This window comes from Ignatzschineria ureiclastica (genome assembly GCF_003121845.1).
GTDB lineage: Bacteria > Pseudomonadota > Gammaproteobacteria > Cardiobacteriales > Wohlfahrtiimonadaceae > Ignatzschineria > Ignatzschineria ureiclastica.
The window spans coordinates 391,643-403,612 of sequence record NZ_QEWQ01000003.1 but is presented as its reverse complement, the minus strand read 5'-3'; the positions used below and the strand labels follow the sequence as shown (position 1 = coordinate 403,612).

Annotated in this window: 9 protein-coding genes; 7 read left to right on the top strand and 2 right to left on the bottom strand. The window is 42.5% G+C overall.

Annotated features, from left to right (window positions below; genetic code table 11):
* The 5 genes from DC083_RS05715 to DC083_RS05695 all read left to right on the top strand — a co-directional run.
* The coding region (locus tag DC083_RS05715; protein WP_192875281.1) for a YadA-like family protein at positions 1-2,206 on the top strand (2,206 nt) is incomplete at its 5' end.
* Positions 2,207-2,428: 222 nt separating this feature from the next.
* Entirely contained in the window at positions 2,429-3,082 is a 654-nt protein-coding gene (locus DC083_RS05710; RefSeq protein ID WP_109189273.1) for a response regulator transcription factor, read from the top strand.
* An 84-nt stretch (positions 3,083-3,166) separates the two neighbouring features.
* Entirely contained in the window at positions 3,167-4,624 is a 1,458-nt protein-coding gene (locus DC083_RS05705; RefSeq protein WP_109189272.1) for an ATP-binding protein, read from the top strand.
* Between the two features lie 220 nt (positions 4,625-4,844).
* On the top strand, positions 4,845-5,387 hold the full coding sequence (locus DC083_RS05700; protein WP_109189271.1) for a hypothetical protein: 543 nt from the start codon (positions 4,845-4,847) through the stop codon (positions 5,385-5,387).
* A gap of 60 nt (positions 5,388-5,447) precedes the next feature.
* Positions 5,448-5,843: a YgiW/YdeI family stress tolerance OB fold protein gene (locus DC083_RS05695; RefSeq protein WP_109189270.1), complete on the top strand. Its 396-nt coding sequence runs from the start codon at positions 5,448-5,450 to the stop codon at positions 5,841-5,843.
* A gap of 526 nt (positions 5,844-6,369) precedes the next feature.
* Here the strand turns inward: DC083_RS05695 and DC083_RS05690 are convergent.
* Positions 6,370-8,775, bottom strand: a complete 2,406-nt coding sequence (locus tag DC083_RS05690; protein ID WP_109189269.1) for a heavy metal translocating P-type ATPase — start codon at positions 8,773-8,775, stop codon at positions 6,370-6,372.
* Between the two features lie 181 nt (positions 8,776-8,956).
* Here DC083_RS05690 and DC083_RS05685 point away from each other — a divergent pair, with 181 nt between their 5' ends.
* On the top strand, positions 8,957-9,397 hold the full coding sequence (locus DC083_RS05685; RefSeq protein ID WP_109189268.1) for a MerR family transcriptional regulator: 441 nt from the start codon (positions 8,957-8,959) through the stop codon (positions 9,395-9,397).
* 654 nt (positions 9,398-10,051) lie between these two features.
* Here the strand turns inward: DC083_RS05685 and DC083_RS05675 are convergent.
* A complete protein-coding gene (locus DC083_RS05675; protein ID WP_109189266.1) occupies positions 10,052-11,407 on the bottom strand; it encodes an MATE family efflux transporter in 1,356 nt (451 codons plus the stop codon).
* A gap of 265 nt (positions 11,408-11,672) precedes the next feature.
* Between DC083_RS05675 and DC083_RS05670 the strand changes: the two genes are divergently transcribed.
* Positions 11,673-11,963 (top strand): co-chaperone GroES, encoded by a 291-nt coding sequence (locus DC083_RS05670; RefSeq protein WP_026878961.1) that lies wholly within the window; start codon positions 11,673-11,675, stop codon positions 11,961-11,963.
* Positions 11,964-11,970 lie beyond the last annotated feature (7 nt).

The following is an 11,970-nucleotide window of genomic DNA, read 5'->3' as shown; positions in this document are numbered from 1 at the left end:
TTTCAAATTAGGCCAAACGGTATCGATTGTTGGTGGTGAGACAGATACAACAAAATTAGTAGATGGTAAGAACATCGGGGTTGTTGTAGATGACGAAGGCAAGCTCAACGTCAAACTAGCGAAAGATCTTAATCTTGGTGCGGATGGATCAGTAACAACCGGTGATACCGTTGTGAATAATGATGGTGTTAAAGTCGGCGATAATGTCACATTAGGTAATACAGGCTTGACCATTGTGAATGGTCCAAGTGTTACCACTAGTGGTATTAATGCTGGTGATAAAGTGATCTCTAATGTTGCTGATGGCGTTGCTGATAGTGATGCTGTGAACAAAGGTCAGTTGGATTCAGTTCAAACTATTGCAAATAAAGGTTTAACGTTTGCCGGAGACAGTGGTACGCCTCAAAATTTCAAATTAGGCCAAACGGTATCGATTGTTGGTGGCGCAGCACTTGCTAATTTAACTGAAGGCAATATCGGTGTTGTGGTTGAGGGTGGTAAGCTCAATATTAAACTTTCCAAAGATCTTGTGCTTGGTGCGGATGGATCAGTAACAACCGGTGATACCGTTATGAACAATGATGGCGTTAAAGTAGGAGATAATGTCACATTAGGTGATACAGGATTAATCATTAAAGATGGTCCAAGCATCACAGCTGGTGGTATTGACATGAATAATAAGAAAATCACAGGCTTGGCTGAAGGTAAAATTTCATCAGACTCAACCGATGCAATCAACGGTTCACAGCTTTACTACTTTAATAAGTACATGTCAAAAAGTTTAATGGGCGATCATGGCACATTAAATAGTGATGGTACTATTGCTATTGATTTTGCAGGAGCGTTAGGTTCAAGTAAGCCTATTACTAACGTTTATGATGGGTTTAAAAATGTTGGAGATCGTTTGACTGCAAATCAAGAGTCTATCGATAAAGGCTTAACTTTTACAACTGATACGGTTAATGAATCAGGTGATAAGGTTGAAAATAATTATAAATTAGGCAAGACAGTTTCAATCATTGGTGGTGCTCATAAGGATAATTTGACCGATAACAATATTGGCGTAAATATCAATAAAGAGACTAACGATATTGAGGTTAAATTAGGAAAAGATCTTGATCTTACATCTGATGGTTCGATTACTATCGGTGATACTAAGCTTGATGGCAATGGTTTAACGATTGCGGGGGGGCCAAGTGTTACTGGGAAAGGTATTGATGCCGGTGGTAAAGTAATTACCAACGTTGCAGATGGTGTAAATGCAGGAGATGCTGTTAATAAAGGCCAACTAGACGCCGTGGGTAAAAATGTTACAAATATCACCAATGGTAAAGCAGGTCTTATCCAATTAACTGAAGATGGTGAAACTATTGTTGTTGATAACGATATCGCTAAAAAGGCAGGTTCCTTTGATATTTCAGGTGGTCCTAAATCCGAAGATAATCCTAATGGTGACCGCACCTTGACCGGTGTAAAAGATGGTGCAATCAATAAAGGTTCTTCCGACGCCATCAACGGTAGCCAACTTTATGATTCCAATACAGCTATTGCTAATTTGCTAGGTGGGGGCGCGAAAATCGATGGTAATGGAAACGTTACTTATGGAGATTCAAACTTTACTGTTAATGGAAATGGTTATAAAAATGTTCAAGATGCGCTAACCGCATTAGATCAAAACCAAATCTTTGGAAAAGGTGAAGCTCTCGTTTATGATAAAGACGGTAAAGAGTCAAAAGTAGGGGCTATTGTTATTAATCCTGGCCATGATGATGCTAAGGCAATCAGCTTTGCAAATAGTAAAGGTGTTGCTCAAAAAGTCACTGGTGTTGCCGATGGTTATATTGGTGCTGACTCTACGGAAGCCATCAACGGTAGCCAGTTGCATGTTGTGAAAGAAGATATTCAAAATATCAACTACACCTTAAACCACTACAATACTCGTATGAACAATATTGAGAAAACGGTATATGAGAATCGTAAGCGTGCAAGTGCCGGTATCGCGGGTGCTATGGCGATGAGTTCGATTCCGTATATCGAATACTCGAAATATTCATTCGGTATGGGTATCGGTTACTACGATGGTGAGAGTGCGATCTCAATCGGTATTCAAGGTAAGATCAATGATCGTGCCCGCTACAGATTGCAAATGTCGTACGATACGCAAAACAAAGTGGGCTTAGGTGCCGGGGTTGCGTTTGAGCTCTAAGTTCCTCGCTCTAGTCGTATTATAATAAGATTAAGAATACCTAACGTGCTGGCGTTAGGTATTTTTTTGTCTGTTTGTTGAGGTTGATTCGAGGAGGTGAAGTTGAAAGTGTTATTCTGAAAGAATGAATAATGACTTGAAAAGATTGGCAATAAAATGGCATTTAAGCAGGATTTAAGAAACAGGTACTACAATATCGCGTATGCTGAGGGGAGATTTTAGATGAAAATTTTGTTGGTAGAAGATGATCGTTCGTTGGGAGATACCATTCAGAAATGGTTGCAGATGGATGGTTATGTGGTGGATTGGCTGACCAATGGGAATGATGCGAAGAATGTATTAATTGATACTTATGATTGTCTCTTACTTGATCGGGGCTTACCCGGATTATCGGGAGATATGATTTTGAAGAATTTTCGCAGTCAAAAGAAAGCTTTGCCGATTATTATGATCACCGCGCGCGATAGTATTGCCGATCGTATTGAAGGGCTCGATTTAGGGGCAGATGACTATCTTGTGAAGCCCTTTGATTTAGAGGAACTATCGGCGCGGATTCGGGCGCTCTCCCGGCGAATTAGTCAACAGGTGGAAACGGTGTTTGTGCATGAAGATGTCACGCTTGATCCGGCAACTAAAGTGGTGCAGAAAGCCGGTGAATCGGTGACGTTGACGGCCAAAGAGTATGCAGTGCTTCATACTTTAATGCAGTATCCAAGTCGTACATTTACCAGAGAAGCTTTAGAAGATAAGCTCTATGCGTGGGGGAATGAGGTGGAGAGTAATGCCGTTGAGGTGCATATTCATCATCTACGTAAGAAGCTCGGCAATGGTTTTATCCGAACTCGCAGAGGTTTAGGGTATACATTAATGGGGTGAGGAGTGGTCGCAAGAGACAATATCCATAATGATATAAATATCAATAGGGAGTTTAAGTGAAATGAGTGAAAGAGTTGGGGCAATATGGCGCGCAAAAAAAGCTTTGAAACAGTAGATTATGAAGGTCAATCAGAGAAAAAATCTCGTTTTACTCAGTTTTTCTCGCGTCGAAGAAGTTACTCTCTACGAGGGACTTTAATTACTAGCATTTTGCTCTCGACATTGTTGCTTTGGGGGATGAGTCTTGCGATTACGACTTATGTCAGTTGGAATCAGACGAAAGATGTATTGGATGAAGCGTTAGTACGCTCCGCGCAGGTTTTATCGCAATTAGTAGATCGTGGGCCGCCACCGGTGCGGGAACGGCCTGTGCGAGGAAAAGTCGATTTAGAAGATGATCGTTTCTATTTCCAGGTGATTAGTGATGGTCGAGTGATTGCGAAAAGTAGTCGTGCGCCCAATTTCCCTTTTGTGCGCCGGTTTAAAGGCTATAAAGGTTTTGCCAACATCTCGATTGCAGGTGATCCTTGGCGGGTTTTTGTATTGCCGAAACATCATTCCCCTTATGAAATTCAAGTTGGGCATGCTTTGGAAATGCGGCATGAATTTCTTGATGACTTAACGGAGGAGCTGTTATTTTCGGGGTTGATTGCGTTAATTACCTCTATTTTGCTCAATGGTCTTTTAGTCTTTTGGGGGCTTAAACCACTGACCGCAATTTCTACCCAACTGTCGCGATTATCGCCGAAAAACCTGAAACCGATTGAAGTGCGTACTCATGCGAAGGAGATTATTGCCATTGAAGAGTCGCTTAATATGTTATTAACCGATCTTGAAATCGCTCGGCAACACGAGCGGCAATTTACGGCTGATGCCTCTCATGAATTGCGTACGCCATTAAGTGCGATTCAGATGAAATTGCAATTGTTACAACGGGAAAAACCGGAGCTTGCCGGCGCACTGCAACCGCTACAGCAGGATATTCGCCGGGCAACGCATCTGATTGAACATCTCTTGATTTTGGCACGATTAGATCCGCTCACATTAGTGAGTGGTGAGCAATTACCGATGAAACCGGTCACAATATTACCGTTACTAACGGATGTGGAATCCCTTTTCACACAATCATTGATGGATAAAGTCATTCGGCTCACGTTAACAGATCAAATGCCGAAGAATGTAGCGCCAGTAGTGATGGGGAATGAGGATTTATTGTTAGTCGCTATTAAAAATGTCGTGGGGAATGCAGTCAAATATGCGCCTAGAGGTGCCGATATTACTATTACCTTATCGCAAGAATGGCGGGAATCGAAGGCTTATTTGGCGATCATTATTTTAGATAATGGTACCGGCGTAGATGCAGAAGCACTCTCACGTCTAACACAGCGCTTTTATCGAGTGTTAGGGACAGAAGAGACGGGAAGCGGCTTAGGTTTATCGATTGTGAAGAAGATTGTTGAACTTCATCAAGGAAGCTTGCGTTTGCGTTCTCGACCAGAAGTGGATGGCTTTGAAGTATCGCTCTATCTGCCGTTATTATGATAAGCGTAAAAGGGTAGACAAACTGACTTTATCATTCTCCTGTTGTAAGGGAAGGAAGAATTCACCTGATTTTCAATCGATTAGTAAAATGAAAAGGCGGTATAACTATTTGATTTAAAAAATTAATATTTATTTTTCCGCTTAAGATAGCGTTAAGGTTAGCCTGTTTTAATAAGACCATAGAAACAGATCTTTCTACTTAAACAAGGAGAATTAGAGAATGCGTAAGTTAATTTTATCAGCCGCTTTAATGTCAATCACTGCAGTCGCTTCAGCACAATTTGTAGCACCACCGGTGGATGCTCCCAAGCCTGTAGCACCAGAACATCATATGGAAAAAGGACAACCTGATGCACCCAAAGGTGAGCCAGGAAAACCTGAGCCTAAAAAACCAGAAGGTCCTAAAGCCGATGGTCCTAAAGCTGATGGCCCAAAAGGCGAACACCGTAAACATGAAGGCCCCAAAGGTGAACATCGTAAACATGAAGGGCCAAAGGGTGAACATCGTAAGCACGAAGGGCCAAAAGGTGAGCATCGTAAGCACGAAGGGCCAAAAGGCGAACATCGTAAACACGAAGGACCAAAAGGTGAGCATCGTAAACACGAGGGACCAAAAGGCGAACATCGTAAACACGAAGGACCAAAAGGCGAACACCGTAAACACGAAGGACCAAAAGGTGATGCTCCTAAGCCAGAAGCTCCAAAGCATGATGCAGTAAAACCTGAAGCGCCAAAACCTGTATCCGTTCCAGTAGCGGCTTAATATAACAATATTTTAAAGAAGCAAGATTATTAAATTCACTATTTCATGGAGGAATAGAATATGCGTAAACTTATTTTAGCAACCACTTTAGTCGCAACTTGTGCTTTAGGATCATCAGTAGCATTTGCACAATTTTCAGGTCCATCATCTGCCGGTGGCTTCGTAAATAAAAATGCACCTGCGGTGAATACAGGACAGGTCATTTCAGTCAAAGATGCAATTGCCGCAAGAGATGATAGTCGTGTTGTATTAGAAGGGAAGATCGTAGAGCAAGTGGGAAAAGAGAAATATCTCTTTAGAGATGCTTCGGGTGAAGTCATTGTAGAAATTGATAACGATGATTGGAAAGGCTTAAAAGTGACGCCTGAAGATACAGTATTAATCTATGGTGAAGTAGATCATCATCGTCATCGCCCAACTGATATCGATGTTGATCATATTATGTTAAAGCCATAATCATATCAGATTGATAATGATCGTAATCTTGAAACAAGTGAGTAGTGGATATCTTAAAATCTGATTTTAGATTGTCATCTTAGATTGGTAATCTCCACTTAATTTCTACTACAAATTGTATGAGGATAGGTTGTCACTAATCGATCAAAATTAAAATCCTAAACCGCTTTGGCAGTTTAGGATTTTTTATGTTTTCAGATCATTCAATGGTCATAAATAGAGTAATATCGGTTCAAAATAAGCTTATTCAAATGCCGGCGCATCAGCTGATCGAGGCAAGAAAGCCTTTCTATCCAGCATCTTGCAAGTGTTGTTTAGATAAGTTTTATAGTAATGTCGGTTCAAAATAAGCTTATTTAAATGCCGGCGCATCGGCTGTAATAAGTAAGAAAGCCATTCTATCCGGCATCTTGCAAGTGTTGTTTAAAATCATTTTTCTTAAACCAAATTTATTATATCTTCTTTTAAACTCCTATATTCGCTGTTTAAAAACTCTTTTTATTAAACCAAGCCTACTATGGTTCCCTTATTTCATTTTCAAAATCCGTAAACTATTGCCGATTACAATGAGGCTTGCGCCCACATCGGCAAATACGGCTGCCCACATGCTCTCATAGCCAAAGAGTATCGCTAGGAAGAAGATCACTTTAATTCCCAATGCGACAAAGATATTTTGCTGAATGAGCTTCAATGTTTTGCGTGAAATGGTGAGGAAATAGGGTAATTTTGCAAGATCATCATCCATAATCGCCACATTTGCGGTCTCAATTGAGATATCGCTGCCAATCGCACCCATTGCAAACCCGATATCGGCTTGTGCTAATGCCGGAGCATCATTAATGCCATCACCGATCATACCAACAACGGGATTTCCTTTCATGGGGAGATTACTTTGTTGTGCTTCGGTTAAGCGGGCAAGTTTATCTTCCGGCAATAGAGCGCCGTGAGCTTCTCTGATTCCGACTTTCTCGGCTACTTGATTCACCGCACCTTGATGATCGCCGGAGAGAAGAATCGGTGTAATGCCCATCGATTGTAGTGCTTGAATCACGCTCGCGGCATTCTCTTTCACCGGATCGGCGACGGCAAAAATCGTGCGGATATGTCCATCTATCGCAAAGAGCGATAAACTAGCACCGAGAGATTCAATGGCTTGTAGCTTCTCTTCTGCCGGCGTGAGTTGAATATTATTAGCAACCATCATAGCTCGATTACCGAGTAGGATCTGATGACCTTGCCATTGGCCTTTTGTTCCATGACCGGCAACCGCCGTAAATTGCGCTATTTCAACGACTTGTGATTGAGCGTTATTCTCTGAATCCTTGACGCTCTGCATAGCTTGACTGCCGGCGACAATGGCTTTTGAGATCGGGTGATCAGAACGAGCGGCAAGGCTCACTGCTAATTGGGTAACGAGAGCCTTATCATTGAGCACTTCGGCATCTGAGGAGGTGCTCGGTAATGAATTATTGGGTAATTCTATATAGAAGATCTCATCGAGTACGGGTTTTCCCATAGTAAGAGTACCGGTTTTATCAAAGGCAAGATGGGTTAAGTGCGCGCCTTTTTCAATAAACTCCCCACCTTTGACTAAAATACCATGTCGTGCGAGCTGAGTTAGAGCACTCACTATGGCGACAGGCGTTGAGATCACGAGTGCACAAGGGCAAGCGATAATGAGGATTACTAACGCTTTATAGATCGACTCAAACCAAGTGACACCGAAAAGTGGAGAGATCAGTGCAATAGCGATAGCGACTAAAAAGACAATCGGGGTATAAATCGCAGCAAAGCGATCGATAAACCGTTGTACCGGTGCTTTCTTCACTTGTGCTGCTTCAATGGTTTGAATAATCTTCGCAAGGGTTGAGTTTTCTGATGTGGAGCTTGTGCGATAATCGATCTCTCCTTGAAGATTAATGCTGCCGGCATACACAGGGGAATCCACAGACTTATCCACAGGCATACTTTCACCGGTAATCGCCGATTCATCTAGGCTTGAATGACCACGAATAATGGTTCCATCAAGTGGCAGGCGCTCACCGGGCGCAATGCGGAGTAAGCTCCCTTGTGGAATCGTATCTACTTGCATAATTTGCAGACCTGATTCGGTAATGACATTCGCTTCATCGGGTGCCAGTTTCAGTAACTTTTCCACAGCATTTTGTGCTTTGGTAAGGGATTTAGCTTCAATTAATTCAGAGAGCGTAAAGAGGAAAATCACCATGGCCGCCTCAGGGAAAATCCCTAAGAGAAAAGCACCGGTCACCGCAACGCTCATTAAGGCATTAATATTGAGGGTGCGATTTTTAAGGGCGATCCAACCTTTTTTATAAGTGGTTAAACCGACAAGGGCAATGGTGAGCAGTGCAAAAATGGCGCTGATCCAAGCGCTTCCGCCGGCTAATTCAATGATTTCAGAAATTAAGGCTGATACACCGGCAAGAATTAATCGCGGTGTTTCATTACGTTCATAGAAGGAACGTGGTGTATCCAGATGATCTCGTTTGCCTGCTTCGATCAGTTGTGGCGTCATATTGAGTGTCTTGATCTTTGCGATCATCGCTTCGAGATCGCCTTTGTGGATAAGGTAGAGTTCGCGTTTGAGATAATTAAAACGAAGTTCTGCCACATCGGGATGATCCGCTAAAACCCGTTCGATCAATTTCGATTCCATCGGGCAATCCATCTCTTTAATGTAGAGAATATCTTGTCGGTATCCTGCTGGTATATCAGTGCTAGGTGTGACATTCTCTTCAGATGCATTTGAACAACAGCTTTGCATCGTGATCTCATCATGGTGATGATCGCTATGCTCATGCTCATGCTCATGCTCATGCTCATGCTCATGCGCCTGTGTTGTGATCGCTTGTTCAGTTGTTTGATCGGTGCAGCCACAAGGGTTTTTGTTCTCTTTTATGTGCTCTGTCATAGGAATCCTTTGTAGTGATGGAATCTCTATCTATCCCCTTAAAAATGGTGGGATATCGATGAATAAGGTTTGCTTTCATACTATTAAACACTCTATAGTAACTACAGGGTCAAGTATTCTATGAAGGATTCATTAATCCATTGCTTGAGATGTTTTATCAGGAGCGAAAGAGGGGGTAAATATGCAACAACAAAGTTATAAAATCGGTGAGCTTGCGACTTTAAGTCGAGTACCAGTAGAGACGATTCGTTACTACGAAAAAGAGGGATTATTAGCTGAGCCAGAGCGAGCCGAGAATAATTATCGTATTTATCGCCCACGCCATCTTCAGCGTTTACGTTTAATTCGGAATTGTCGAGCCTTTGATATGAGTTTAGAGGAGATCCGGCAAATTATTGAAGCAACAGAAGCTGCGGGAGATTGCCTGCCGATTAATGAGATTATTCAGAAACATCTTGACCACATTGAACAACGGATTGCGGAATTAACGCTACTTCGCACAGAACTCGGTAAAATCCAAGCCCGTTGCCAACAGGATCACAGTGCCGATCACTGCTCTATTATCGATGAGATCCATCAGCTCAACCCTGAAATGCAGAAGAATCCGACCCATCTCTCATAATGAGGAGCTATTTATGGTGCTATTGATATTACTTAGAAGGGTAATATCATCGCCGGGGAGAATGACCTCTTTCCTCCACAAATCCTGCGCCGGCAAGTGAGGCAATTTCATCGCTGGCGGGAATAATCCCGCTCTTACAGCAAGTGAGCGCCGGCAGTTGGGGCAAATTCATTGCTAAGAGATTGATCATCGCTCATCTGCGGGCGCTCGGATCTTCTGGCTTTGCAAACATTCCCTCCCGCCGGGAATCAGATTCTATTGAGAACAACTGAGATAATTTATAGTAAATTTGGTTTAAGAAAGTATAAAACCTGACTCACCAACACTTGCAAAATGCCGGATAGAACGGCTTCCTTACTTATTACAGCTGATGCGCCGGCATTTCAATCAGCTTCTTTTGAACCGATCTTACTATATCTCATCGCCGGAGGGAATAATTCCGTTCTTGCAATAATCCCGCCCGGCAGTTGGGGCAAATTCATTGCTAAGAGATTGATCATCGCTCATCTGCGGGCGCGGGGTAGTGCTGGACTTGCAAGCATTCTCTCCCGCCGGGAATCAGATTTTATTGAGAACAAGTGAGACAATAAATCAGATTAATGAGGAGAAGGCCCTGTTTTTTGCTCATTTTACCGGCAATGGCGGTAAGTGCTATTACATCCCCTCAAACCAACGATTCTGACTTGAGAGACGATAGGTTAAATAACCCATAATTACCCCTCTTAGTGCTATAAAGAGCAGGAATGTTATCCATAAGCCATCATTACCAAATGTGGCAAGCAGATACCCTATCGGCAGCGCAAGAATAAAAGCAAGCAGCATACCATTTCGCATTTCTCGAGCCTTCGTTGCGCCGATAAAGAGCCCATCTAGTAGATAACTCCAAACACTAATTAAGGGTAAGAGTGTGAGATAAGGCATCAGCGGATAAGCGGTTTCTCGTACCGCTGGGATATCGGAAATAAGATCGATAAAGTAATGCCCAAAAATGCCAAAGAAGAGCAAAAAGAGTAGCGCTACTAGAAAAGCCCAACTGCCGGCGACTAACATCACATTTTGTAGTAACGTATTATTCTGCTCTCCCACGGCTTTACCGGTTAAAGCCTCGATAGCGTGGGCAAAACCATCGAGTAGGTAAGAGATCAGTAATAATCCATTGAGGATAATCATATTCGCCGCTACGATATCTCCCCCTAATCGAGATCCCTGAATTGTGACTAAGAAAAAGGCAAATTGTAGAATGACACTCCGAATAAAAATATCCCGATTGACAAAAATCAGCGGTCGCCAATTGTGCCAATATTGTAAGGGGGCAATGCGCCATTGACCCATAATGGATTTGAGCATTTTCGGAAGAAAACAGAAGGCAGTGATAACGCCGAGCCATTCAGCTAATACGGCGGCTTTTGCAACGCCGGTAATCCCCATCTCAAAATAAAGGACAAAGAGCAGGGAGAAGAGAATATTGCTGATATTGGTGGCTAATAAGATATAAAGTGGCACTCGAGCATTTTGCATTCCTAAAAACCAACCAATGAGCGCAAAATTGAGAAGCGCCGCCGGTAAGCCGAACAGCCGTACATTTAAAAATTGGGAGATATTATCGAGTAATGCTGGAGATGGCTGCATTAAATGAAATGCGATGGTCGTAATTGGTGATGCGAATAGCAGCAGAATGGTAGCAAAAAGAAGCGCAAGTAAGAGCCCTTGCAGAAGAATCTGCCGAATATGATCGCCATTTTCTTGACCCACCGCTTGCGCTGTAAAACCTGTGGTTCCCATCCGCAGAAAGTTAAAGATTGCGACAAGGAAGAGATAGAGGCTGCTAGCAATACCGACGCTCGCCATCATCTCGGCACTATGAAGATGCCCGACAATCATCGTATCCACTGTTCCGACTAAAGGGACAGAGATATTTGAGAGAATCATCGGCAGCGTCAAAGCCCATACTTGTTGATGAATAGAGCGTTGTTGCCAAGCATCTTTAAAACGTGTTAGAAGTGTCGTCATTGGAGTGGGATTGTCTTTATTGTATAAAATTTAATCAACTTTTTTCGGCTTTTTCCTTGAATCTTGCAAAGTGATCCCCATTAATAAGGGCGTAACAGAAGATCCCAGTCGGTTGGGTATTGTCAGTAAAATCTCTTGATTATTCTCTATTTTCAATAAGATAAATTAGATAGTGATCAGTGGAGATTGCTCCTGCATATCGCTGACAGGGTAACATAATAAATGCAAATATTAGATTAACGATCTTTTAAATGAGGAACAAACTATGAAATTACGTCCTTTACATGACAGAGTGATTATCAAACGTGAAGAAGAAGAGCTTAAAACAGCGGGCGGTATCGTGCTTCCAGGCACTGCTGCAGAGAAACCTTCTCGCGGTGAAGTGATCGCTGTTGGAACTGGCAAAGTGTTAACCAATGGTGAAGTGAAAGCTTTAGATGTCAAAGTAGGCGATAAAGTTCTATTCGGTAAGTTCTCTGGTTCTGAAGTAGAAGTCGCTGGTGAGAAATTGCTCGTGATGCGTGAAGATGAAGTGATGGCTGTGATTGAAGCATAATCAGAGC

Coding starts and splice junctions, on each gene's coding strand:
- DC083_RS05685 (WP_109189268.1), top strand. CDS start 8,957: ATGCAACAACAAAGTTATAAAATCGGTGAGCTTGCGACTTTAAGTCGA.
- DC083_RS05690 (WP_109189269.1), bottom strand. CDS start 8,775: ATGACAGAGCACATAAAAGAGAACAAAAACCCTTGTGGCTGCACCGAT.
- DC083_RS05710 (WP_109189273.1), top strand. CDS start 2,429: ATGAAAATTTTGTTGGTAGAAGATGATCGTTCGTTGGGAGATACCATT.
- DC083_RS05705 (WP_109189272.1), top strand. CDS start 3,167: ATGGCGCGCAAAAAAAGCTTTGAAACAGTAGATTATGAAGGTCAATCA.
- DC083_RS05695 (WP_109189270.1), top strand. CDS start 5,448: ATGCGTAAACTTATTTTAGCAACCACTTTAGTCGCAACTTGTGCTTTA.
- DC083_RS05700 (WP_109189271.1), top strand. CDS start 4,845: ATGCGTAAGTTAATTTTATCAGCCGCTTTAATGTCAATCACTGCAGTC.
- DC083_RS05675 (WP_109189266.1), bottom strand. CDS start 11,407: ATGACGACACTTCTAACACGTTTTAAAGATGCTTGGCAACAACGCTCT.
- DC083_RS05670 (WP_026878961.1), top strand. CDS start 11,673: ATGAAATTACGTCCTTTACATGACAGAGTGATTATCAAACGTGAAGAA.